Source organism: Prosthecobacter sp., from assembly GCF_044222345.1.
GTDB lineage: Bacteria > Verrucomicrobiota > Verrucomicrobiia > Verrucomicrobiales > Verrucomicrobiaceae > Prosthecobacter.
Genome location: NZ_JBGANL010000005.1, coordinates 38,424 through 60,962, shown reverse-complemented (window position 1 = coordinate 60,962; position 22,539 = coordinate 38,424). Strand labels below are relative to the sequence as shown.

The following is a 22,539-nucleotide window of genomic DNA, read 5'->3' as shown; positions in this document are numbered from 1 at the left end:
ACGAAAAAGCCGCAGGAGGATCACCCCTGCGGCTTTTTTCATTTTAGACTGATCAGATCACTTTTTCGCGTTGGCTTCGGCGAGGATCTTCTTGGCCTCCTCAGCCCCGATCTCGCGCACCTTCAGATTGCGCCAGCGGATCTCGCCGCCGTGGGTCTGCAGCATGATCGGTCCTTTGGCAGGCAGCGGCTTGGTGCGGTCGTAGTAGTTTTCCATCACATTGCCGTCCACGACGAGCTTGTCGTTCAGCCAAACCCAGGTGCGCGCCCCGATCTGGCGAATGCGGAAGCTGTTCCACTCACCCATGGGCTTGTCCGCCACCACCAGCGGATCTCGTCCCGGGGTGTCCGGCGTGTTGTTGAACAGACCGCCTGAGCCAAGGTGAGGCCTGCGTGTCGGTTTGGCCGGATCGAAGACCTGGGACTTGTCCCAAATCTGCACCTGAGGTGCGCCACGCAGGTAGATACCGCTGTCAGCACCTGCCACGGTTTTGTATTCGATGAGGAACTCGATGTCGCCGAATTCCTCTTCAGTGGTGGCATAGGGGCCATGACCGTCATTGACCAGTTCGCCGTTCTCCACCTTCCAGTCTTTGGCGAATTCGTCGCGCATCTTTTTGAGCGCTTCCGCTTTCTTCTCGCCTTCGAGTTTGACGACGGAGTGAGGGTTCAGCCCGTACCAGCCGGTGAGATCCTTGCCATTGAAGATTGGCCGGAAGCCGGAGTCTTGAGCATGGGAGACAAGACAAAGAGACAGCACCAGGCTGCCAAGAGTGAGTGAATGTAATTTCATGATCATGGTTGGTGTATGTCTGCGGCTCTCACTTCGCTTCCTTGAGCTTGGTGATGAGATATTCTGTGGTCGTCTTGGCCTTCACATCCGTCACACCTGGGTAATAGACTGCGCAAGACACGCCCTTTTCTTGGCAATGCTCTTGGAGTTTCACCCCAAAGTTCGCGGTGTGTGTTGGGTCTTTCTGCTCCTGGCCGATGGCAGGAGGAGCGCCGAATGAACAATACACAGGCGGATCGTCCGAGCTCACCAGCGCATAAGGCGAATACTCTTTGATCCAAGGCAGAATGCGCTCCCTCGCCGCCACAAAATCATCGAAGTTCTTGAATTCTCCCGCCTTGCTGAAGGCATGGCCGCCGTACTTGCTGTTCGGCGTCCACTCGCGCATCTGCTTCGGGTCCAGCGTGGTCTGGGGGCCGTTCACAGCCGCAGTGTAAAGACGGGTCGATTCACGCGCAATGGGATCGCTGCTCTTCGGATCCGCCATGTCGTCATGGAAAGCCAGCCACAGGCTGCTGCACGCACCCGCCGAGCCTCCGCTCGCGCCAATGCGTGTTTTGTCGATGTTCCACTCGGCCGCCTTGCTGCGCACCGTCTGCAGCGCCAGCGCCGCATCCGTCAGCGGTGCCTTCACCGGCGGCACCACATCCTGCGCCTGCGAGATGTAGCGGTAGTTGATCGATACCACGGAAATGCCCTCCTTCAAAAACGGCTCCACCGCGATGCCCGCCTTGTCTCCGCCCATCCAGCCACCGCCATGAATGAAGAACAGCAGCGGCGTCGGCTTGTCCGACTTCGCCTGCCAAAAATCGAGCACGTTACGCTCCGCAGGCCCATACTTCAGATTCGCCACCGTCGGCGGCGGATTCTTCGGATAGACCTTCTTGGCCGGTGCTTTGGCAGCAGGAGCGGCGGCTTTTTTTGCGGGAGCCTCGACCTTCTTCGCCGGTGTGTCAGCCGCGAAGGAGATTGAGGTGAGCAGGATGAGGGAGAGCGCGAGTTTCATGGAGAACTCATCAAACGTCTTCACATCGCGCCATCTCACACTGGAGTTGATGGACGCTGTTCAAGAATCGGCACCTCGTGCATGGAAGAAGAAGGCGCAGCGCCTACTTCTTCAGCGTCGCGATCAAAAACTCCGCAATCGACTTGTGCTTCACATCCGGCGCACCGGGATAAACGAGTTCGCACTCATCACCGATCTCCCTGCAATGCTCCTGCAGTTTGACGCCGTAGTTCGAGGTGTGGGTGGGGTCCTTCTGCACCTGGCCGATGGCGGGAGCAGTGCTGTAGTAAAGATAGACCGGTGGATCGTCCTTGGAGACAAGCTCATACGGTGAGTACATCTTGATCCACTTCAGCACCGACTCACGCTTTTCCAAAAACTCGGCAAAGCGAGTATCGCGTGTCTTGCGTTCATTGGGGTCCATGAAGCCAAAAGCATGGCCGCCGTAGCGGCTGTTCGGTGTCCACTCCTTGAGCTGCTTCGGATCAAGCGAGGTCTGCGCACCGCTGACCGCCGCGCACCATAGCCGCGTGGATTCCCGTGCGATGGGGTCGCTGCTCTTCGGGTCCGCCATGTCATCATGAAAGGCCAGATAGAGGCTGGAGCAGGCACCGGCAGAACCGCCACTGGCTCCGATGCGCTGCTTGTCGATGTTCCATTCCACCGCGTGGCTGCGCACAAACTGCAACGCACGCGCCGCATCCTCCAACGGCCACTGCACCGGCGGCATCACGCCAGCCAGCTGAGCCTGCCAGGAGTAGCGGTAGTTGATGGAGACAACGGAGATGCCTGCCTTGAGGCACGCTTCGAGTTCGCCCACTCCAGACTTGTCTCCCGCGACCCAGCCGCCACCATGGATGAAGAACAGCAGCGGCGTGGGCTTCGAGGAATCAGCCTTGTAGAAATCCAGCACCTGCCGCTCGTGCGTGCCATAAGGCACATTCGCCACAGTCGGCGCGCGCTTCGGCGCCGGAGCAGGTTTTACGACAGGAGAAGCCGTCTGCGCATGCAAAGATGCAGCGAGGAGGAGAGAGAGGATGATTGGAGATTTCATGGCTTATAGAATAGAAGAGATCAAGGTTTCGCAAAGCGGTCAGCGGCGGCCTTTTGAACTTCGGACAGGATTTTTTTACCATCGTCCGTTCTCCAGCCGCCGGTGTGGCGCAATGAGACGAAATGTTTCATGGATGAGGAACAAATGAACGCAGAGAATGCCGACGTTGATCAATTCAAGCTGCCTCCAGAGAAAAATTCACACCTCCGGCAGTTCAAATCCGGCGGCGTATTCCTCCTGCGCCAGCTTGTTGGCTTCGTCCGCAAATTCGCCTGTGAAGACCTCATTCACCGGATCAAAATCGAGCCACGGACCGACGACGACCTGCTCGACCTCCGTGTTGATCTGATTCGCGGCTAGCGTGGTGAGCATGTCCGCGAAAATGACCTGGCCGAACTTGTCGCCCTGCAGGCGTTCTTTGATCTCCTCGTTCTTCATCGCCTTGCCAAGACGGTAGGAAGTGTTCGCCAGATGTGCGAGCGCAGCGGCCTGCTGGCCGTGGCGGATGTGAAGCACATCCTTGGTGTATTTCCCGGCGCGCACGGAGTCGATAAAGTTTTTCATGTGCTCCGGGCCCGTCAGGAAATTTTCAAACTTCGTGATGGTCTTGCCCTCGTTGTCATAGGCCTTGGATTCGGCCACATAGCCGCCTTCGCAGTGGATGATGTTCCCGGTGCGAATACCCTTGTAGGGTGGCTCGCCGGTTTTCTTGTCCATGTTCTTCGTCGGCAGGCCAAACATGTCCATGAGCAGCGGCACGGGCTCATAGGGATGGAAGGCGAGCTGGCAGTTCGCCGTCTGGCCATCATCCACATAGCCCCAGCGACGGCCGAGGCTCATCACACGCTGCGGCAGCGTGGCGGGGTCATTGAGCGCCCAGCGCGCCACGTCATACTGATGCGGCCCCTGGTTGCCGATGTCACCGTTGCCGTAGGGCCACTGCCAGTGCCAGTCGTAGTGGAATTGTTTGCGCATGATGGGCAGCTCCGGACGCGGGGAGGACCAGAGCTTGTAATCCACGGTGGATGGCGGTTGCTGGGCGACGTCCACCTTCTCGATGCTGAGGCGCATGCCGTGGACGAGCGCATGAGACAGCTTCTTTTTGCCGATGTGGCCCTCGTTCACCCACGCCATCGCCGCTGCCCATCCCAGATCGGAGCGCCGCTGCATGCCATGCTGCACGATCAGGCCTTTCGCCGCCGCCTTGGTGGCAGCCGCCATGAGCTTGCGGCCTTCAATGAGGTTGTGGCAGACCGGCTTCTCCACATAGACATGCTTGCCGTGCTGCAAGGCGGTGAGCGCGATGAGCACATGGCTGTGATTCGGTGTGGCAATGGTCACCGCATCGATGTCCTTGTCCGCACAGCACTCACGGAAGTCACGGTAGGTCTTGACGGTGATGTTCTGCTTGGCGAGTTCGGCCACCTTCTTGTCCACGACGGCGGAATCGACATCGCACAGCGCCACCAAGCGAACGCCGGGAACTTTGAGCAGTTCCTTGATATGGCCGCCGCCTCGACCGCGAAAGCCGATCACAGCGACGCGCACATCACCGCTCGCCCCCAGCGGCGCCGCCCAGGCAGGCATGGAAAGGGCTCCGGCGAAGGAGGTCTGAAGGAAACGACGACGGGAAGTGGTGGGCGTGTTCATGATGCCGCACATAACGTCGGCTGCGGGCTTGCCTTTTCGGAGTTCATGCCTAGCCATGAAACATGGAGCCACTGCCGACCCTCAGCGAGATCGAAGCCGCCAAGGCGCTCATTCGTCCGCACATCCACGAAACACCGGCCTACCGCTGGCCACTGCTGGAGGCGGGCCAAAACTGCGATCTGTGGTTGAAGCATGAAAACCACACGCCGGTCGGAGCCTTTAAGATTCGCGGGGGCCTCGTGTACATGGACGAGCTGAAACGCCTGCAGCCCGAGGTGAGCGGTGTCATCGCGGCCACGACGGGCAACCACGGGCAGTCCATCGCCTTTGCCGCGAAGCTCAATGGCCTGCGGGCCGTGATCGTGGTGCCGCATGGCAACAACCCGGAAAAGAATGCTGCCATGCGCTCTCTGGGAGCGGAGCTGGTGGAGCATGGCCGTGAGTTTCAGGAAGCGCTGGAATACTCCCGTGAACTGGCCGCAAAAGAAGGCCTGCATGCCGTGCCTTCATTCCACCCTTGGCTGGTACGCGGAGTGGCCACGTACGGGCTGGAACTGTTTCGTGCGGTGAGTGATCTGGATGTGGTGTTTGTCCCCATCGGTCTGGGTTCCGGCTTCTGCGGCGTGACTGCGGCGCGGGAAGCCCTGGGATTGAAGACGAAGATCATCGGTGTGGTGTCCGAGCATGCGCCGGCTTATGCGCTGTCGTTTCAGCAGCGGCAGTTTGTTGAACAAACGAGCAGCACACGCGTCGCGGAAGGCGTGGCCTGCAAGACCCCGAACCGGGATGCGCTGGAGCATGTGCTGCACCATGCGCATGACATCGTGACGGTGAATGACGACGAAGCCATCGCCGCGATGCGCGAAATCATCCAGACCACCCACAACATCGCCGAAGGCGCGGGTTCGCTCGCCTACGCGGCGCTGAAAAAGCAGCAGGCAGCATGGCAGGGCAAGCGCGTGGCCTGCGTGCTTACGGGTGGGAATGCGAGCATGAGCATCCTGCGCGAGGCTCTGCTCTAGCGCCGAGGCACCAGCGGCAGCACAATATGCGACGGATGTTCGCGATCGTAATAGACCGTGTTCGTGGCGGTCACCGTGCGGCGGTGCTGCTGGAGCGGCTCGCCGGTGTTGGGGTTCACGTCAAAGCGCGGGAAGTTGCTGCTGCTGATGTCCACACGGATGCGGTGGCCCTTTTTGAAGACGTTGCTCGTGGGGTAAAGTTTGATCGTGAAGGGATAAACCTTGCCGGGCTGCATGAGCTTTTCCTCCTGCAACGAATCGCGGAAGCGGGCGCGCACGATACCTTCGGCAAGATTGAGGTCAAAGCCATGCGGCCAGTCGGCACTGGAGGGGTACACGTCGATGAGCTTGGCGGTGAAGTCGGTGTCCAATGCGTCTGATGAAGCCCAGAGCTTCACTTCGATCTCCCCGGTGATTTCGGTGTCTTCTGCCAGAGGTGCAGTTTGGAATACCAATACATCACTGCGGGCAGACAACGGAATGGGCTTGGTCCAGTTCCAGAATTTGTCGCTGCCCCGCTGATCCCAGGCGCCCTGCTGCATGATGCCGTCTCCGGAGGAAATATTGCCACCGAGCGTAGGCACCGGGTTCCTGGGGTCAAAGGCGTAGGTCACGGATGCTCGCTCATCCTTGGGCTTGGCATCACTCAGCAGGCCTTCGGCATGCAGATAGAAGGGTGTGGATTTCATTCGCGCCAGCGGCCATTCGTTTTCATCACGCCATTGTCCGCCATGATTGAGCAGCCCGTCCTTGGTCTTGCGGCCATCTCCGGTGCCCATGACGAAGATGCGAACTTTTTTGGCAAAGGGCGCAGCCTTGCCGACGCTGTTGTCGATGCCCTTCATCCAGTGATCAAACCACTCCTTGCGCCAGACAAGCTGGTCCGCAATGGCCGCTTCAGTGCCGAACTCCACCTGCCCATGCGCAGACTTGTTCTGCGCGCCATGAATCCACGGTCCCATGATGAGATAGACGTCGCTTTTCAGCGTCTTCGAGAGCGCCTGAAAATTCGCCGAGGTATTGCCCGCCCATGAGTCATACCAGCCGCCGACGAGATAGACTGGCATGTCCTTGTAGCGTGCGGGATCGGCCAGAATGTTGTTCTGCGCCCAGAAGCCATCATCCTTGCCGTGGCGCATGGCCTGGATGAGCCAGTCCTCGTATTCAGGGGCGAGCTTGAGCGGCGTGGAACCGGGGCGCAGCGGCAGCAGCGGGAGATAGTCCCAGCGATGATCCGCCATCTCTTTGAGTTCGACCTGCGTGCCAGGATCGAGCGCTGCATTGCTGCCCTTGCCGGCATTGAGCATGATCCAGTTCCAGAAGCGCATCTCAAACGCGCCCGCATTGCGCATGCTCTGTCGTCCCATGTTGGACACGGCATCCACCGGGATGACGGTGGTGAGCTGCGGCACTTTTTCCAAAGCCATCGCGTGCTGTGTGCCCCCCACATACGAGGTGCCCACCATGCCGATCTTGCCGTTTGCCCACGGCTGGGCGGCGATCCATGCGGCACAATCAGCGCCGTCCACACCATCATCAGTCATCCAATGCCAGACTCCCTCGCTGGCGTAGCGCCCGCGCGTGTCCTGCGCCACGAATGCATAACCGTGCGCCGCAAAGTACTCGCCGAAACTTTTCGCGCCGTCCTTGTTGTAAGGCAGGCGCGTGAGAATGACGGGCAGCCTGTCGGTGCTGCCTGCTGGCAGATAAATGTCCGTGGCGAGTTTCACACCATCGCGCATCGCCACCATGACGTTCTTTTCGACTTTAACACCCGCTTCCTGGGCATGCAGGAACGTAGCGGCCAGAAGTACCGCCGTGATGGCTGCGCGATGGATCATGGTCTTACTCCGCGAGAAGTTTGGTCACCATTTCTTCCAGCCCACCACGCGCATTGGTGCTCACCACCATGCCCTTCTTGTTGAGCAGCCACATGGCGGGAATGGAGTTGATGCCGTATTTGGAAGAGATCTCATTCTGCCAGCCTTTGCCGTCAAAGTACTGCGGCCATTCCATGCCTTTTGCCTTCACGAAGCCTTCGAGTTCGGCCTTGTCGGAGTCGAGCGAGATGCCCACAATTTCAAAGCCCTTCGAGTGCAGTTCCTTGTAGGCCTTGAGCACGTTCGGCAGTTCGGCCACGCAGGGCCCGCACCATGTGGCCCAGAAGTCGACCAGCACGACCTTGCCCTGAAGTTTCGACACATCCACTTCGCGGCCGTCCACGGCGGTGAATTTCAATTCAAGCGGCTTGGTCTTCAGGTCGGCGGCGGCCTTGATGCTCTTGATCCTGCCCTCCACCAGCTTGTTCATTTTTTCGTCAGGATAATCCTTCAGATGCTTCTCCGCTTTCGCCAGCCATGCATCAGCGCCCCCTTCGGAGCTTTCGGCGGCGTCGACTGCCTCCATGATGCTCATCAAGCTAGCCTGCGATTTGGTTGCAGGTTTGGCGTCTGCGGCTTTGAGAATGTCTTCAAGGCCAACGGCTTTCTTTTCTGGAGCCGGCACTCCTGCGATTTCACGCGCACGTCCGACCATCATCTCAAACAAGGCGGCATCCCAGCGGGAGGGGTTTTCAGGCGCAGCCTTCATGGCCGCCGCATAAGCAGAATCAAACTCTGTCAGTCCCTTTTTCAGCAGCGCGATCGCTTCATCCCGCGATTGCGGTTTGTCCTTCGGATTTTTGATGCTTTCGACAACGTCGTCCACCTTTTGCCATTCAGCATCGCCAGTGGCAGCATGCAGGAATGAAGATACGGCCAGGAACAAAGTCGTGGCCCCGATGCAGAGTAGGCGGTGCGCGTTCATAAGTCAGATTAAACGTGAGACCGCCGCCCCACCAATCTTTTCACGTGAAGATTTCCAACTTCCGCAAGCATCGTCATCATGGCGCTTTTCTCCACCTGAACAGCAGCCTCCCGGGAATGCAGTCAGAAGGCGGCAAGTCAAACAACACCGGTGGGGCCGGAATAAGCTCATGAGCTTATTCCGCAAGCAGCTTGGTGACCTTCTCTTTGATGTCCTCAAAAGCATTCATGCTCACGACCACGCCCTTCTTGTTCAGCAGCCACATGGTGGGAATGGATTCGAGTTTGTATTTGAGGAAGAGCACGTTCTCCGGGCCCTTGCCATCGAAGTACTGCGGCCATTCCATGCCCTTGTCTTTCACGAAGGCTTCCAGCTCGGCTTTGTCGGCATCGAGTGAAACGCCGATGACCTCGAAGCCCTTCGCATGCAGCTCCTTGTAGGTCTGCTGAACGGTCGGCAGTTCTTCGACACAGGGGCCGCACCAGGTGGCCCAGAAGTCGATGAGGACGACTTTGCCCTGCAGTTTGCTCACATCCACCTCACGACCATCAAGAGCGGTGAATTTCAGATCGAGTGGTTTGGTCCGGAGATTTATTTCGAAAATTCTGTCCTCCACCATTTTGTTCAGCTTTTCGGCGGGGAAATCTTTCAGATGCTTCTCAGCCTGGGCGATCCATGCCGCAGCGTCGCCGCCCGGGGCAAATGCCGCGTCAGAAGCCACCATGACAAGGGTCAGACTGGCCTGCGATTTTGTCTCGGGCTTGGCGTCCTCGGCTTTGAGGATGTCAGCGAGGGCGATGGGGGGCTGTTCAGGGCCAGGAACATTCGCCATCTCGCGCACGCGTCCGAGCATGGAGTCAAAAAGCGCGACATCCCAGCGGGTTGGATTGGCAGGCGCTGTCTTCATGGCGGCCTCGTAGTTCGCATCAAACTCTTTGAGGCTCTTCTTCAGCATCACCATCGCTTCATCGTCTGACTGCGGTTTCGTCTTCGGATTTTTGATGCCTTCAATGACGTCGGTGACTTTTTTCCATGCGTCATCTCCGTCAGCAGCACGAAGAAACGAGGAGGCAGTCAGGACGAGAGTCGTGACTCCGATGCAGAAAAAGCGATGGGCGTTCATGGAGGAGGGGACAGCCTAAACGGATGAAAACCGCGCCACCAATCTTTTTAAGCGAAGATTTCCGTCACCGCTTTTCCCTTCCCGTCTTCCGTCACGTAGAAGGGCCGGCCTTCGATCTCAAACTCCGTCTTCGGGCTGATGCCCATGGCCGTCATGATCGTGGCATGCAGGTCCATGACACTCACTGGATTTTTGGTGGCGATGAGCGGGCGTTCATCGGCGGTTTCGCCATACAGGTGGCCTTTCTTCACACCACCGCCAAACATCACCACGCTGGTGCCGCCGGTGAAATGGCGGTGCAGGCCATAGTGCTTCATCTCACTGAGCGTGTCGACTTTGAAGGTCGTCTGGTCATTGGCGGTGGAGCCGGGTTTGCCTTCCATGAGCGCATCCCGGCTGAACTCGCTGGCGATGACGATGAGCGTGCGATCCAACAGCCCCTTGGCCTCCAGGTCACGCACAAGCTGTGAAATCGGCAGATCAATCTCCTTGTGCATCGCATCCACGGTGGTGTGGCCGTCCTTGTGGGTGTCCCACTGGAAAAAAGGCACGTACTCGGTGGTCACCTCGACGAATCGGGTGCCCGCCTCCACCAAGCGTCGCGCCAGCAGGCATCCCCTGCCAAAGCGGCCTGTGTCATACTTCGCGTAGCTCTCCTTCGGCTCCAGCGTGATGTCGAAGGCCTCGCGCTCCTTGGCGCTGAGCAAACGATACGCATTGTCCATGCTGCGCAGCATGGACTCCTGCTGGTAGTCGCTCATGAACTCACGCTGCGGACTTTGATCCACCAGCTTGCGGAAGAGGCGGTCACGATTGGCAAAGCGGTTCGCATCCATGCCCTTCGGCGGCTTCACGGACTGCGCGGCCTCCTCAGGAAACGGCAAATTCATGGGCCCAAACTCGCTGCCAAAAAATCCGGCCGTGGTGAAGGCCTTCAGCTCTTCGCTTTCGCCCACGCCTTCGAGCCGCTGGCCGATGTTAATGAATGCAGGCATCACGGCATTGCGCGGGCCGAGCACTTTCGCCATCCATGAGCCAATGTGCGGGCAGGCCACCGTCTGCGGCGGCACATAGCCGGTGTGCCAGTGATACTGGTGCCGCGAGTGCAAAATGCTGCCGAGGTCCGGCTGCACGGCGCTGCGGATCAGCGTGGCACGGTCCATCACCTGCGCGATGTTTTCCAGGCCCTGGCAGATCTTGATGCCATCCACGCTGGTGTTGATCGCAGGAAAAGTGCTCAGCATCCGCTTCACCTCCAGCCCCTTTTCAAACGGCAGGTAGCCCTTCGGGTCAAAGGTGTCCGGTGCCGCCATCCCGCCGGCCATCCAGAGCAGGATGCAGGCATCCGCCTTCGCGGGCGGGTGCGTCACTTTATCTCCCGTTTTTGCCCAGATCGCGCGCGGCTCGCCCGTCATCCAGGCGGCAGTGCCTGCAGCCGCGAGTTTCTTCAGGAAATCGCGGCGGACGATGGGCTCGGGGAGGGTGGGATCAATGTCGTGCATGACAGTATTAGAACGCTGCGAATATCACTCCCCTGACGCATTTTCTTCTCCACCACCCCTCTGGGTGGTGCGCAGGAAAATCGCATTAAAGTGGCTCTTGGCAGCCGCAAACGAAGCCGCCGCATGCAAACTGTCATCATTGCCCCAAGATTCCATGATTGACGGGCGTCTAGCCATCGCCAACTCCATACACCTGTGCTGATCAGTCTCCATCATCTGCTGTTTGTGCTGCTGCCCGCCGCTTTGGCGGCACGCCTTTACGTCAAACCACGACCGGCCACGACCGACGTGGCGAACGGCATCACGCGCTTCTGCCTCGGAATTGGAAAGTGGGTGCTGCTGGTCGATCCGCTGTGGCATCTCGCGACGATCGTGTTCCGCGGCGGACCGGAAAGCCTGGGCACCAGTGTGGCTTGGATGGGATTTCTGGGGCTGCTGCTCAGCCTGCATTTTGCCTGCACTGCCGCCGGCGATGTGATCGCCGGGCTGGGCGGCATGTTTGGATTCAAGGTGGCTGAGCCGGTGCAGGAGGCGCTGACACTGCAGCGATTCACCCGGGGAAACTGGCTGCGGCTGATCGTGCTGCTGCTGGTCATCACCGTGATCGGAGCACTGGTGCAGACGGGGTCATTTGCCGACACCTGGCTGCATCTGAAGGCTTTAGCTGCACCTCCGACGAGGACGATCCCCACGCTGATTCAGCAGGCGCGGGTACGGACGGATTTCCACGTCCTCACGATTTTTGCAGGCCTGGTCTGTCTCATCGGCCTGCCGCATTCGCGCGATTTTCTGCGCGAGCCAGCTCCCTGGAAGGCGACGCTCTGCATTCTCATTTTCACCTTTGCCGTGGCGATGCTTTGGACGCATGCCGCCCCCATGTCATGAAACCGACGCTTCCCCGAATCGACCCAGCGAAGCGGACCGTGGTGCCGCCCGAGCCGGAACTGAGCCTCAAGGCGGCGCGGAACGTCATCCGCGTGTTTGCCCTGCTGCTGGCCGTGCCGCTGCTGTTTGAAGCAGCGTCGTGGTTCACGCCTTCCAAGACCAATCTGGCGGCGGCAGCGGTGCGCAGCGGTTTGCAATGGCTGCTGATGCATGGCCTGAATGAAGGCAACAAAAACGTCTATCTCGGGCGCGAAGGCTGGCTCTTTGACCAGCGTGAACTTGACCGTCTGGCACATGCCAGACGCCCTGCCAACGACGTGCAGCCCGGCCTGATCAAGCTGGCGGCACAACTGAAGCCTCAGGATACGACGCTGCTGGTGGTCACGATTCCAGACCGTGCCACAATGTACCCGGAACAAATCCGGCCCGGTCGTTATCTCGATGTCGTGCGTTTGAAAGGTGAGGCGGCCAGACTGGCTGAAGTGAAAGCGGCGGGCATCGATGTGCTGGACATGACCGAAGCCCTCTGGGAGTTCCGTGACAGACAGCCTGTCTTCTTTTCGCATGACAGCCACTGGACCCCGGAGGCCATGAAGGCTGTGGCCCTGGCGGTGTACAAGCATGTTTACGAAAAGCTGCCACGTCTTTGCAGCCCGGAGACTCCTGTCATCAATGCCAAAATTCTCGACCGCACCGACGCCGGTGATCTGGCTCGCAGGCTCGATCCGCTGAATACCGCCAGGCTGCTGGGGGAAGAAGAAGCGAACTTGGTTTCAATCCAAGGCATCCCGCCGAGCGAAAAATCACCCATCGTGCTGCACGGCGGTGAACTGATGCGCGTTTATGATGATGCGCATCTTAGCTTTGGCGGAGGCGGTCAGGCGCCGGATGCCGGTTTTGCCACTCAGCTTGCCACTTTGCTTGGCCGCCCCCTGGACGTCCGGGACATGCCCCGGCCCGGAGAGAGTTACGAAGACAAGAAGCTGGTCATCATTCTGTTGCCGATGGCGGAACTGGTGCCGTAAGTTAGGTGAACTCATGCCGCGACTCCTCCTTCACTTCTTTTTCGGCGGCGTCTTCGTGTACGCGGGGATCCTGAAGGTGGCGGATCCGATGTCATTCCTCGATGACATCCGCAGTTTCGATCTGCTGGGGGATCCCTGGGCCGCGTGGCTTGCCATGGGGCTGCCGTGGCTGGAAATCTTCGCAGGACTGGCGGTCATGAGCGGCCTGCTGCGTTCCGGCGGCCTGCTGATCTTGAATGGATCGCTGTTGATTTTTCTGGCCGCCATCAGCATCGCGTGGTGGCGTGGCATCGACATCCGCTGCGGCTGCTTCGGCCACGCAGACGCCACCTCCAATTACCGTGACCTCATCCTGCGTGATGTGCTGCTGCTGCTCGCAGGGATCGTTCTCGCATGGCACGGGAAGCCGAAAGCAAAAGCATGAGTGCTGAACTGAAATACCACTTCGCCTCGGACAATACGTCCGGCATTTGTCCGGAAGCCTGGCAGGGCCTGGAAGAGGCCAATGCAGGCTATCAACCCAGCTACGGGGCCGACTCGACCACCGCCGAAGCCTGTGAAATGTTCCGGCGCTTTTTCGAGACCGACTGCGATGTGTACTTTGTCTTCAATGGCACGGCGGCGAACTCGCTCTCGCTTGCCACGCTGTGCCAGAGCTACCACAGCATCATCACCGCACAGGAGGCTCACGTGGAGACGGACGAATGCGGTGCGCCGGAGTTTTTCAGCCATGGCTCCAAGATCCTGCTCGCCCGCAGCCCGCTTGGAAAGCTGGACCCCGCCGACGTTGTACGGCTGGCCACCAGCCGCAGCGATGTTCATTTCCCCAAACCACGCGCCCTGAGCATCAGCCAGAGCACGGAACTCGGCACCGTGTATCGCCCCGGCGAGGTCAAGGGCCTGGGCGCTGTCGCGAAACAGCATGGCCTGTCCATTCACATGGATGGCGCGCGGTTCTTCAATGCGCTGACCGGATTGAACTGCTCACCAGCAGACATCACCTGGCGCGCGGGTGTCGACGTCCTCTGCTGCGGCGGCACGAAGCTCGGCATGGCGGTGACGGAGGCCGTCGTGTTCTTCAACAAGGAGCTGTCCCGGGAGTTTGCGTACCGCTGCAAGCAGGCCGGGCAGCTGTGCTCCAAGATGCGTTTTATATCAGCCCAGTGGCTGCGCATTTTGAGTGATGAAACGTGGCGGAGGCATGCGCAAAACGGCAACACCCTGGCCCGACGCCTCTCGGATGCACTCGGCCATCTGCCGGGCGTGCAGATTCTCTACCCGGTGGATGCCAATGCCGTTTTTGCCAAACTGCCGGACCGGATGAAGGATGGCCTCAAAGAGCGTGGCTGGGTTTTCTACAGCTTCATCGGCGGCGGCTCACGCCTGATGTGCTCATGGCGCACCACGGAGGCGGATGTGGATGCCTTCGTCGCTGACGCGGCGGCTTTCGTGTGAGCCGGCTTACAAGCCTTCCGGCGCAGCATCTGCCGCCGCAGCCTCTTCCGCCACGGTGGAAAGGCGCTTGAAATGCAGCTGCAGAACACGCCTGAGGTCCGCCTTGGTGGTGGTCACCTCATACTCTTCGATGACCACTTTTTCGCCCACCTTGGGTAGATAACCGAGGAGATGGGTGACATAACCGCCAATGGTGGTGACTTCGTCGCTGTCGAGATCAATGCCCGTCTGGTCCGCCAGTTCGTAGAGGTTGTAGGTGCCTTCGACGGTGAACTCGTTGTCGTTGATGCGACGAAACTCGCTGACTTCATGGTCGAATTCGTCCTGGATGTCACCCACGATTTCCTCGAGCACGTTGTCCAGCGTCACAATGCCCACGGCTCCGCCGAATTCATCGACGGCGAGGGCCACGTGAACGTGCTTGTCGAGGAAGAAGCGCAGCAGCTTGTCGATGGGCATCATCTCCGGCACCATCTGCAGCTCGCGTTTGATCTTGCGCAGATCAGGCTGCGGTTTGCCGATGAGGCTGAGCAGATCCTTGATGTGAATGGTGCCGATGGCGTGGTCCAGATGCCCCTCCACAAGCGGATAGCGCGTGTGCTTGGAATCGATGGCGATCTTGAGATTCGCCTCAAAGGTTTCATCCGCATCGAGCGAGACCACCTGGTTGCGCGGCGTCATCACATCACGTACACAGCGGTCGTTGAGAGCGAGGGCGTTGAGAAGGATGTCCTTCTCGGTTTCGGTCACCTCCTTGGATTTCTGGCTTTCGGCCACAATGTGACGCAGCTCTTCTTCAGAGTGGGCGATCTCGTGCTCGGAAACGGCCGTGATGCCCAGGAAGCGGAGCACGAGGTTGGTGCTGGCGCTGAGAATCCAGATCGCCGGCTTCAGCACGATGTAAAACAGGTGCAGCGGACGCGCGATCAGCACCGCGGTTTGCATGGATTTGCGAATGGCGAGCACCTTGGGCGTCTGCTCTCCCAGGACGACGTGCAGGTAGGTAACGATGGCATAGGCGATGCCGATGGATGTCCAGCGGATGACGGTCTCGCTGACGATGCCGATTTTGAACAGCATCGGCTGGACCACGACAGCGACAAACGGCTCGCCGAAAATACCCAGGGCGATGCTCGTCAGCGTGATGCCCAGCTGCCCTGCGGAAAGGTAGGCGTCCAGGTTGCGCGTCACGGTCTGCGCAAATTTGGCTCCGCGCATGCCGTCTTCAATGGCGGCCGTGAGCTGGCTGTCCCTGACTTTCACGATGGCAAACTCAGCCGCCACAAAGAAGGCGTTGAGCAGGACGATGGCCAGCACAATGACAGCCTGCCAGAAGATTTCACCACCGGTGAAACTCCACTCGCGTACGAGTTCGGCAGAGGCATTGGCGAGCAAAGGAGTCATGAGGCGGCGCGATCAGGCGTTCACAGCTTCTCGTAATTTCCATCGCATCGTTTTTCGAGGATGGTGAAGCCGGCGGCCTTGGCGTCGGAAACGGAGAGGGGTTTGGTGATCTTCGGCGTGTTAAAACCGGAAATGAGTTTTTTGACCGGCTGCCTGCATAGAGGACATGCCTCAAGCGCGGGTCTGCTGAGCGGACGGCGCAGATCAAAGCCTCTGCGGCATGCAGGGCATCCCTTTTCAGGGTCATCAGCGATGTAGGAGTAGGTAGGCATCAGAAGAGTACGCGCCGCCTCTCCAAGCAGCCAGAGTCGGCCCCTGGCTGCTAGATGGGACGGATTTCTACCAGCTGGACTTCGTCACCCCGGGGATCATCCCTTGGGAGGCGAGTTCGCGGAAGGTCATACGGGACATCTGGAAGCGGCGAATGAACGCGCGACGACGGCCGGAAACGCGGCAGCGGTTGATGAGACGTGTCGGGCTTGCATCACGTGGAAGCATGGAGAGGCCGACGAAGTCGCCTTTCTCCTTGAGTTCTGCACGGAGTTTAGCGTACTTTTCGACGGTTTTACGTTTGCGCTTGTCGCGCTCGAGCCAGCATGTTTTTGCCATAGGGGCGCGGAGTCTGCCCCAAAGCGCTCCTTTCGCAAGAAAAAATTTCTGCTGGAAGATGGTCTGATTCGCGCTAAATGCCCAAACACTATGATCATCTTTTACGGAATGTGTCTCGCAGTCTCAATTCTTTTCTGCGGCGTCATCGCTTTCACCTACCTGGTGAAGGGCTGAAAACCAGCCCTTTTCAGGCTGCTCACTGGTAGAGGAAAGTCGTCAGCGGACTGGTGGCTGAGGCCTCTGCTGCGCCCTCGCTCAGGCCGATTTCATAGGCGCTGCGTCCGGCTTCCACAGCCATTTTGAACGCCTGCGCCATCCGCACGGGATCGGCAGCCACAGCGATGGCGGTGTTCACCAGAACGGCGTCCGCGCCCATCTCAAAGGCCTCGGCGGCGTGGCTGGGTGCCCCGATGCCAGCATCCACCACCACCGGCACCGTGGCCTGGGTGATGATGATTTCGATCTGTCTGCGCGTCGTGATACCCTGATGCGAGCCGATGGGCGACCCCAACGGCATGACCGTGGCCGTGCCCACATCCTGCAGACGGCGGGCCAAAACGGGGTCGGCATTGATGTAGGGAAGGACAATGAACCCCTCCTTCACGAGAATCTCCGCCGCCTTGAGCGTCTCAATCGGGTCGGGCAGCAGGTAGCGTGGGTCGGGATGGATTTCCAGCTTCACCCAGTTGGGCAGACCTGCCGCCACGGCCAGGCGGGCCAGGCGCACTGCCTCCTCCGCATTCATCGCCCCGCTGGTGTTCGGCAGCAGCAGGACGTTCTTCGGAATGAAATCGAGGATGTTCGCAAAGGGGTCGCCCTTGCCGGTCAAATCCGCCCGGCGCAGCGCCACGGTGACGATCTCCGTCTCCGAGGCCACGATGGCATCCCGCATCAGCTCCCCACTGGCGAATTTGCCCGTCCCCATCATGAGGCGGGAGTTGAACTGACGATTGGCGATGGTGAGGGGCAGATTTGGCATGCTTTAAGGAGTAAAACGATCGTCGATTTTTTCAGTGATGTCATGCGGATCACGGCGATGATCTTGCACTGCACGCACCAGCACCTCTGAACCCTTCAATATCTCATAGTAAACGACAAAGTACGGAAACCTTCCCCGTGAGATCATTTGGCGGTAAATGCCCCGGATATTGGGGGGTATGCCTGCCAGAGTTTCAAATCGTGCTAAACACTCAATAAGAAACGCTTCCACCTCAGCGCCAAGCCCCGCTTCCTGCTCATCGTAAAAATCAGCCGCCTCAGCAATATCCGCCTCAGCTGCGAGATCAACCGCGACTCTCATGGCCGGGCGGCTCTTCGGGCCTGGAGGCGGCTTGCGACTTCCTCCAAAGGTATGGCGCTGCTTTCACCTCGTTCCAGAGCAGCTTTGCGTTTTTCAAGCAACGCCCACGGCCATGGGATGGACTCCCATTGGCCGCTTTCGCCTTCCACACGAAGAACCTCGTCCAGCAGCAACCGATCCTCCCTGGAAAGCTCATCAATGCGGCCTTTGATCTCGGCGACCGGGGCTGGAAGCGTGGCTGTCATGCAGGGAGAATAGTTTCTGAATCGCTAAAATCAACTCAGCATCACCCGCTGCAGCAGCTCACCTGTCGGTGGCTGGATGCCGATATAAAAATCGCCAAAGTCGCCATACTGCGTGGTCACTTCATCAAAGCGCATCTCATAGACGATGCTTTTGATCTGGAACATGTCGTGCGCGAAGAGCGTCACGCCCCACTCGTGGCTGTCGAGGCCCGTGGAGCCGGAGATAAGCTGGCGCACCTTGCCGGCGTATTTGCGGCCCGTTTTGGCATGCCCGCCCATGAGTTCACGGCGCTTGGCGAAATCATTGGCATACCAGTTTGCGCCCACGCTGCGGCGCTTGCTCATCGGGTAGAAACAGAAAACCTGCCAGTCGGGCATGTTCGGGTAGAGGCGGTCGTTGAAATACTTCGTCATGTGGCCCTTCCATTCCGCCACACGTTTGTCGAAGGCCTCCGTGCCGGGCGTCAGGTTTTCCGCCTTCTCGATCTGCGCCTTGAACTCTTCTTCGCTCTGCGAGTACTCGGTCCACTCCGTCATGGAAAGATAACTGTAGGCAGGCGTCAGCACATCCGGGCCCAGCGCCAGGGTGATCTGCTTTTCAAAGCGCTGGGAGTCATGCAAATCCGGCGTGATCAACATGAAGCCCAGCTCCGATTTGGGCGAAACCATCGCAAACGCAAGCAACTGCGTGCCAGGGTGCTTGCGGATGGCCTCAATCGTGCGCGTGAAGTTCTCACGCCGCTCCTGGCGCTCCTCGGGGGTCAGAGCCGCCCAGTAACCGTGATCAATGGTGAAAAACAAATGCTGCACCACCCAGCCCTCCTCGGAAATCAGCGGTTTGGATTCAGCAGGGCCGTTGGACGTGGGGAAAGAGGTCGGAATGAGCATGGGGTTGGGTGGAGGTTACCAATCACATACGCCGGAATTCGAGCGGCTCAACGGACGATCATTGGCTTTTGCTGCGCTTTGTCTGGCCGCCCGCCGCCCTAGTCAGGATGGATTTCCATCCTTCGGAGCATGGCCGTGAATCGGAAACTTCGACGCAGGATGGACGTCAGTCCGGACAGCCAGAACGCCAGTCCAAGAATCCAAGGGAGGTCTGGATGATTGGAAGGCGGCGATGCGATTATGCGTTTGCCTTCCAGCCAATAAACAGGTGTCACGATGAGCTCACCAAGCCCTCTAAGCCCCTCCGAGAAGAGAAACCCAAAACCCATGCAAAATCCAACCGCATAAGTCAGTGCCAGAGGAATCCAGGCACGAGGTATGATCCAGGCAAGTATGACCGGAAACACAGAGCAGTAGCCTCCCCTCAGTAAAACCGTGCCTGGATCGAGCTCCCGGCCTCCGATCTCATTTCCCCAGAGTCCGAAGAAAAACCCAATGATGCAGGCTGGAAGACCTCCTATCACGAGCGCCACAAATTGGCGTTCATGCCAGGCAAGTTCACGCATGGGATTCATGAGAGTGGCGTTTCTCGAAGCTTTGGCTAGCTTGGCACGACATGAAAAATTCGTCGAGCCTGTTTCTGCTACTCTTCGCCCTGGACGTCTGCTCTGCGCAGGAGGCGTTTGACCGGCTGACCTTTCATGCGACGCCGAAGCCGCTGGCGGCAGAAGCGAAAACGAGCGACTGGCCCCGTGTCCTCGGCCCCACGAATGACGCCCACTCCCCTGAAACCCATCTGCTCAAGACCTGGGGCCAGGGCGAACCGAAAATGGTGTGGGAAGTCCACATGGGCGAGGCTTACAACTCCCCCGCCATCAGCGGCGACTTCTGCGTGATCTTCCATGCGCTCGAAGACAAGGAAACCATCGAATGCCTCCACCGCGAAACGGGAAAGCGTTTCTGGTCCCAGGATTACCCCATCTCTTATCAAGATCGCTACGGCTTCGGCAATGGCCCCCGCGGCAGTCCGGTGATCGCCGAGGGCATCGTCCTGACCTTTGGCGTGACCGCCGAGTTGCGCGCGTTCGATTTGAAAACCGGCAAGCCATTGTGGCAGCATGATCTGCGCAAAGAATTCAACGTGCCGCAGGATTTCTTCGGCGCGGGCGGCACGCCGTTGATTCTCGACGGGCGCGTGATCGTGAATGTCGGTGGCAAAAAAGCCCTGATCGAAGACAACGAAGGAATGCGCGACCGTAAAACGAAGCTTGCAGAGGCAGGCGTGAGCGTGGCGGCCTTCGATTTGCAGAGCGGCAAGGTCGTGTGGACCATCGAGGATGCCTGGGGCGCGAGCTATGCATCCCCCATTCCCGCCAAGCTGCATGGGCAGACAAAAGTGCTCATCTATGCCGGCGGCGAAAGCGACCCGGCCACGGGCGGCCTCATGTGCGTTGATCCCGCGAGTGGGAAGCTGCATTCGAAATTTCCGTGGCGCAGTGAAGACTACATCCAGGCCATTGGGACTTCACCTGTTGTCATTCCAGAAAAAAACCGCGCCTTCATCACCACCGCGTACCCGAAGGGCCGGCCGCTCGGCGGTGCGATGGTCGAGTATGACGCGGAGTTTCAGGCGAAGGAGGTCTGGCAGTCGAAAAAACTCGGCGTCCACTGGATGAACCCGGTGTATCACGACGGTCATCTATACGCCATCGACGGCGAGACAGAGCCCAAGTCACGCCTCGTCTGCGTGAACGCCGAGACCGGCGCAGAAGTGTGGGAGCAGCACATCGAATGGGAGGATGCCGAATTCAGCAAGCTGACCGGACGTGCCAATCCCACCCGCCTCAGCATCCTGCGCGCGAGCTTGCTGAAAGCCGACGGCGCCTTTCTCTGCCTCGGAGAAACGGGTTCGCTGCACTGGCTCGATCTGAGTCCCGCAGGAGCCAAAGTGCTGGCACAAACTCAGCTATTCTATGCTCTTAATACCTGGAGCATTCCGGCGCTGAGTGACGGGCTGCTCTATGTGCGTCAGCAATCCCAGGACCTGCTGCATAAGTCTGGACCGCGAGTCATCTGCCTGGATATTCGAGGAGACTAACTGCCGGGAGATAACTCAGCGCCATCGAACCTCGGTTTTCAGCCATGGCGATTTGTAACAAAATAGCGTGGCGTCCACCGCCATAACTATAAAGCTAACACTTAGAGCGCACATAGAAACAAAGAACCCAAGTATAAAATGAAGCATTGTTTCCACTGGTCACGCCCGGTTTCATGCGTCATCACCCACAGGTTCTGTCTCCCAGGTAAAGCGCGCAAACAGCAGACGATCTGACTTCGGCTGCCGCAGCCTGCCAATGCGTGGTTTGACATCCCAACTGTAAAATAGAATAGACCATGTTAAAGACCAAAACGTAACTCAACGCAGTGATTGTAAACCAACTGATACATACCCAACGATTCGATACTCGGACAGATCGTCGTGATAGATGGCACATCAAATGCTCCGTACTACTTTCATGATCGCATCCACACCTACAATCAAAAGATGGATCGGCTCGAAAACTTCTCTCTGCCTGTCGCTCCCATTCCTGATGTTGCTGGCTTCCTGCAATGAGGATAAATCCGCCGACAACGATGAAAAAAGCCAGTCCTTCCCGGTCACCTCTGGCATCGTGATGGATGTGCCGCATCGCCAGGAATATGTGGCCAGCATTCAGAACTCCAATTTCATTGAGCTACGGGCAAGGGTAAGCGGTTATCTGGAAAAAGTCTCCGTCGATGAAGGCCAGCGTGTCACTGAGGGGCAGGTGCTCTTCACCATCAGCAGCCAGGGCTTTCAGGAGGAATTGAAGCGGGCCAATGCCAGGCTCAAAAGCGCCAAGGCTGAAGCCAAAATGGCGGAAATTGACCTGAAAAACAATCAACTGCTGCTGGAAAAGAAGATCATCTCTAAATCCGAATGGGAGATGGCCCGTGCCAGACTGGACTCGGCCATGGCCAAAGTGGACGAGGCCGACACCGAGGTCACTGATGCCGAGCGCAAGCTCACCTATGCCGAGGTACGCGCGCCTTTTGATGGTATTATCAACCGCATCCGCAACAAAGCTGGCAGCTTGATTTCAGAGGACGATCTGCTGACCACGCTCTCCAATGATGGCGACGTGTACGCTTATTTCAACGTCTCGGAGCTCGAGTATCTGGATCTGGTCAAACGCAAGGATCTGGGTGAAAATGGCAGCGTCCTGCTGGAACTGGCCAACGGTGAAATCCATCATTACAAAGGCCGGATTCAGACTTGGGAAAGCGTCATCTCCAAAAGCACCGGCAACATCGCTTTCCGTGCCAGTTTCCCCAACCCTGAGCACATCCTCAAACAAGGCTCCAGCGGCAAGGTGATCATCCAGTCGCAATTGAAGGATGCACTGGTGATACCACAGAAATGCACCTTTGAAGTACAGCACAAAACCTGCGTCTTCACGCTTAACGCTGACAACAGCGTCCAGTTGCGCAGCATCGACACCAAGCTGCGGCTGTCAAACCACTATGTCATCGAATCCGGCCTCCTGCCGACGGATCGCATCATCTTTGAAGGCATTCAGGTGGTGAAAGAAGGCGACGTGATAGCGCCTGATTTCAAGCTCCAGAAGGAAGTTGCCCCCCTATGAGCGGGCAGCGGCTCTGACAGTTCACTCATGAACGAGCGGTCAGGATGGCGCAGCAATATTTTGCCGCACCTGATCACTATGCTCATGTCCAAATCCTACTAACCGAATG

Annotated in this window: 23 protein-coding genes; 7 read left to right on the top strand and 16 right to left on the bottom strand. The window is 58.5% G+C overall.

What is annotated here, in order from left to right:
• Positions 1–57: 57 nt before the first annotated feature.
• The 4 genes from ACILSL_RS04775 to ACILSL_RS04760 all read right to left on the bottom strand — a co-directional run bounded on the left by ACILSL_RS04775 (position 58) and on the right by ACILSL_RS04760 (position 4,502).
• A complete protein-coding gene (locus ACILSL_RS04775) occupies positions 58–792 on the bottom strand; it encodes a DUF1080 domain-containing protein (RefSeq protein WP_395730858.1) in 735 nt (244 codons plus the stop codon).
• A 28-nt stretch (positions 793–820) separates the two neighbouring features.
• Positions 821–1,798, bottom strand: coding sequence for a carboxylesterase family protein (locus tag ACILSL_RS04770; RefSeq protein ID WP_395730857.1), 978 nt, complete (start codon positions 1,796–1,798; stop codon positions 821–823).
• Positions 1,799–1,901: 103 nt separating this feature from the next.
• A complete protein-coding gene (locus ACILSL_RS04765; RefSeq protein WP_395730856.1) occupies positions 1,902–2,852 on the bottom strand; it encodes a carboxylesterase family protein in 951 nt (316 codons plus the stop codon).
• A 198-nt stretch (positions 2,853–3,050) separates the two neighbouring features.
• On the bottom strand, positions 3,051–4,502 hold the full coding sequence (locus ACILSL_RS04760) for a Gfo/Idh/MocA family protein (protein ID WP_395730855.1): 1,452 nt from the start codon (positions 4,500–4,502) through the stop codon (positions 3,051–3,053).
• Between the two features lie 71 nt (positions 4,503–4,573).
• Between ACILSL_RS04760 and ACILSL_RS04755 the strand changes: the two genes are divergently transcribed.
• A complete protein-coding gene (locus ACILSL_RS04755) occupies positions 4,574–5,524 on the top strand; it encodes a threonine dehydratase (RefSeq protein ID WP_395730943.1) in 951 nt (316 codons plus the stop codon).
• Here the strand turns inward: ACILSL_RS04755 and ACILSL_RS04750 are convergent.
• From ACILSL_RS04750 to ACILSL_RS04735, 4 genes are all read right to left on the bottom strand, one after another.
• Positions 5,521–7,365, bottom strand: a complete 1,845-nt coding sequence (locus ACILSL_RS04750; RefSeq protein WP_395730854.1) for a CocE/NonD family hydrolase — start codon at positions 7,363–7,365, stop codon at positions 5,521–5,523. The genes ACILSL_RS04755 and ACILSL_RS04750 overlap by 4 nt on opposite strands.
• A 4-nt stretch (positions 7,366–7,369) precedes the next feature.
• Positions 7,370–8,329, bottom strand: coding sequence for a TlpA family protein disulfide reductase (locus tag ACILSL_RS04745; protein WP_395730853.1), 960 nt, complete (start codon positions 8,327–8,329; stop codon positions 7,370–7,372).
• Between the two features lie 175 nt (positions 8,330–8,504).
• Entirely contained in the window at positions 8,505–9,452 is a 948-nt protein-coding gene (locus ACILSL_RS04740; RefSeq protein ID WP_395730852.1) for a TlpA family protein disulfide reductase, read from the bottom strand.
• A gap of 47 nt (positions 9,453–9,499) precedes the next feature.
• The gene (locus ACILSL_RS04735) at positions 9,500–10,954 is read right to left on the bottom strand and encodes a DUF1501 domain-containing protein (protein WP_395730851.1); all 1,455 of its coding nucleotides are present in this window, start codon (positions 10,952–10,954) and stop codon (positions 9,500–9,502) included.
• A gap of 195 nt (positions 10,955–11,149) precedes the next feature.
• On the opposite strand from ACILSL_RS04735, the gene ACILSL_RS04730 reads away from it, so the two are divergent.
• The 4 genes from ACILSL_RS04730 to ACILSL_RS04715 are packed head-to-tail and all read left to right on the top strand — an operon-like array spanning position 11,150 to position 14,319.
• Entirely contained in the window at positions 11,150–11,839 is a 690-nt protein-coding gene (locus ACILSL_RS04730; protein WP_395730850.1) for a hypothetical protein, read from the top strand.
• Positions 11,836–12,864 (top strand): alginate O-acetyltransferase AlgX-related protein, encoded by a 1,029-nt coding sequence (locus ACILSL_RS04725; RefSeq protein WP_395730849.1) that lies wholly within the window; start codon positions 11,836–11,838, stop codon positions 12,862–12,864. The genes ACILSL_RS04730 and ACILSL_RS04725 overlap by 4 nt, the downstream gene beginning before the upstream one ends.
• Before the next feature lie 13 nt (positions 12,865–12,877).
• A complete protein-coding gene (locus tag ACILSL_RS04720; RefSeq protein ID WP_395730848.1) occupies positions 12,878–13,288 on the top strand; it encodes a MauE/DoxX family redox-associated membrane protein in 411 nt (136 codons plus the stop codon).
• Complete coding sequence (locus ACILSL_RS04715) at positions 13,285–14,319, top strand: threonine aldolase family protein (RefSeq protein ID WP_395730847.1); 1,035 nt, start codon at positions 13,285–13,287, stop codon at positions 14,317–14,319. The genes ACILSL_RS04720 and ACILSL_RS04715 overlap by 4 nt, the downstream gene beginning before the upstream one ends.
• A 6-nt stretch (positions 14,320–14,325) precedes the next feature.
• On the opposite strand, the gene ACILSL_RS04710 is transcribed toward ACILSL_RS04715, so the two are convergent.
• The 8 genes from ACILSL_RS04710 to ACILSL_RS04675 all read right to left on the bottom strand — a co-directional run bounded on the left by ACILSL_RS04710 (position 14,326) and on the right by ACILSL_RS04675 (position 19,331).
• On the bottom strand, positions 14,326–15,723 hold the full coding sequence (locus tag ACILSL_RS04710) for a hemolysin family protein (RefSeq protein ID WP_395730846.1): 1,398 nt from the start codon (positions 15,721–15,723) through the stop codon (positions 14,326–14,328).
• 20 nt (positions 15,724–15,743) lie between these two features.
• Positions 15,744–15,995: a zinc ribbon domain-containing protein gene (locus ACILSL_RS04705; protein WP_300932566.1), complete on the bottom strand. Its 252-nt coding sequence runs from the start codon at positions 15,993–15,995 to the stop codon at positions 15,744–15,746.
• Positions 15,996–16,062: 67 nt separating this feature from the next.
• Positions 16,063–16,332, bottom strand: coding sequence for a 30S ribosomal protein S14 (rpsN, locus tag ACILSL_RS04700; RefSeq protein WP_395730845.1), 270 nt, complete (start codon positions 16,330–16,332; stop codon positions 16,063–16,065).
• A gap of 196 nt (positions 16,333–16,528) precedes the next feature.
• On the bottom strand, positions 16,529–17,311 hold the full coding sequence (locus ACILSL_RS04695) for a thiazole synthase (RefSeq protein ID WP_395730844.1): 783 nt from the start codon (positions 17,309–17,311) through the stop codon (positions 16,529–16,531).
• A gap of 3 nt (positions 17,312–17,314) precedes the next feature.
• Positions 17,315–17,632 carry a hypothetical protein gene (locus ACILSL_RS04690; RefSeq protein WP_395730843.1) on the bottom strand — a complete coding sequence of 106 codons (318 nt, stop codon included), beginning with the start codon at positions 17,630–17,632 and terminating at the stop codon, positions 17,315–17,317.
• Positions 17,629–17,877, bottom strand: a complete 249-nt coding sequence (locus ACILSL_RS04685; RefSeq protein ID WP_395730842.1) for a hypothetical protein — start codon at positions 17,875–17,877, stop codon at positions 17,629–17,631. The genes ACILSL_RS04690 and ACILSL_RS04685 overlap by 4 nt, the downstream gene beginning before the upstream one ends.
• Positions 17,878–17,907: 30 nt before the next feature.
• Positions 17,908–18,765, bottom strand: a complete 858-nt coding sequence (locus tag ACILSL_RS04680; RefSeq protein ID WP_395730841.1) for a chlorite dismutase family protein — start codon at positions 18,763–18,765, stop codon at positions 17,908–17,910.
• A 98-nt stretch (positions 18,766–18,863) separates the two neighbouring features.
• On the bottom strand, positions 18,864–19,331 hold the full coding sequence (locus ACILSL_RS04675) for a hypothetical protein (protein WP_395730840.1): 468 nt from the start codon (positions 19,329–19,331) through the stop codon (positions 18,864–18,866).
• Between the two features lie 50 nt (positions 19,332–19,381).
• Between ACILSL_RS04675 and ACILSL_RS04670 the strand changes: the two genes are divergently transcribed.
• Both ACILSL_RS04670 and ACILSL_RS04665 read left to right on the top strand, forming a co-directional pair.
• Positions 19,382–20,863, top strand: coding sequence for a PQQ-binding-like beta-propeller repeat protein (locus ACILSL_RS04670; RefSeq protein ID WP_395730839.1), 1,482 nt, complete (start codon positions 19,382–19,384; stop codon positions 20,861–20,863).
• A gap of 493 nt (positions 20,864–21,356) precedes the next feature.
• Positions 21,357–22,430 (top strand): efflux RND transporter periplasmic adaptor subunit, encoded by a 1,074-nt coding sequence (locus ACILSL_RS04665; protein WP_395730838.1) that lies wholly within the window; start codon positions 21,357–21,359, stop codon positions 22,428–22,430.
• Positions 22,431–22,539 lie beyond the last annotated feature (109 nt).

Bases quoted from the DNA above. Each gene is read 5' to 3' on its own strand.
- ACILSL_RS04775 (WP_395730858.1), bottom strand. From the start codon at position 792: ATGAAATTACATTCACTCACTCTTGGCAGCCTGGTGCTGTCTCTTTGT.
- ACILSL_RS04770 (WP_395730857.1), bottom strand. From the start codon at position 1,798: ATGAAACTCGCGCTCTCCCTCATCCTGCTCACCTCAATCTCCTTCGCG.
- ACILSL_RS04765 (WP_395730856.1), bottom strand. From the start codon at position 2,852: ATGAAATCTCCAATCATCCTCTCTCTCCTCCTCGCTGCATCTTTGCAT.
- ACILSL_RS04760 (WP_395730855.1), bottom strand. From the start codon at position 4,502: ATGAACACGCCCACCACTTCCCGTCGTCGTTTCCTTCAGACCTCCTTC.
- ACILSL_RS04750 (WP_395730854.1), bottom strand. From the start codon at position 7,365: ATGATCCATCGCGCAGCCATCACGGCGGTACTTCTGGCCGCTACGTTC.
- ACILSL_RS04745 (WP_395730853.1), bottom strand. From the start codon at position 8,329: ATGAACGCGCACCGCCTACTCTGCATCGGGGCCACGACTTTGTTCCTG.
- ACILSL_RS04740 (WP_395730852.1), bottom strand. From the start codon at position 9,452: ATGAACGCCCATCGCTTTTTCTGCATCGGAGTCACGACTCTCGTCCTG.
- ACILSL_RS04735 (WP_395730851.1), bottom strand. From the start codon at position 10,954: ATGCACGACATTGATCCCACCCTCCCCGAGCCCATCGTCCGCCGCGAT.
- ACILSL_RS04725 (WP_395730849.1), top strand. From the start codon at position 11,836: ATGAAACCGACGCTTCCCCGAATCGACCCAGCGAAGCGGACCGTGGTG.
- ACILSL_RS04720 (WP_395730848.1), top strand. From the start codon at position 12,878: ATGCCGCGACTCCTCCTTCACTTCTTTTTCGGCGGCGTCTTCGTGTAC.
- ACILSL_RS04715 (WP_395730847.1), top strand. From the start codon at position 13,285: ATGAGTGCTGAACTGAAATACCACTTCGCCTCGGACAATACGTCCGGC.
- ACILSL_RS04710 (WP_395730846.1), bottom strand. From the start codon at position 15,723: ATGACTCCTTTGCTCGCCAATGCCTCTGCCGAACTCGTACGCGAGTGG.
- ACILSL_RS04705 (WP_300932566.1), bottom strand. From the start codon at position 15,995: ATGCCTACCTACTCCTACATCGCTGATGACCCTGAAAAGGGATGCCCT.
- rpsN (WP_395730845.1), bottom strand. From the start codon at position 16,332: ATGGCAAAAACATGCTGGCTCGAGCGCGACAAGCGCAAACGTAAAACC.
- ACILSL_RS04695 (WP_395730844.1), bottom strand. From the start codon at position 17,311: ATGCCAAATCTGCCCCTCACCATCGCCAATCGTCAGTTCAACTCCCGC.
- ACILSL_RS04690 (WP_395730843.1), bottom strand. From the start codon at position 17,632: ATGAGAGTCGCGGTTGATCTCGCAGCTGAGGCGGATATTGCTGAGGCG.
- ACILSL_RS04685 (WP_395730842.1), bottom strand. From the start codon at position 17,877: ATGACAGCCACGCTTCCAGCCCCGGTCGCCGAGATCAAAGGCCGCATT.
- ACILSL_RS04680 (WP_395730841.1), bottom strand. From the start codon at position 18,765: ATGCTCATTCCGACCTCTTTCCCCACGTCCAACGGCCCTGCTGAATCC.
- ACILSL_RS04675 (WP_395730840.1), bottom strand. From the start codon at position 19,331: ATGCGTGAACTTGCCTGGCATGAACGCCAATTTGTGGCGCTCGTGATA.
- ACILSL_RS04670 (WP_395730839.1), top strand. From the start codon at position 19,382: ATGAAAAATTCGTCGAGCCTGTTTCTGCTACTCTTCGCCCTGGACGTC.
- ACILSL_RS04665 (WP_395730838.1), top strand. From the start codon at position 21,357: ATGTTGCTGGCTTCCTGCAATGAGGATAAATCCGCCGACAACGATGAA.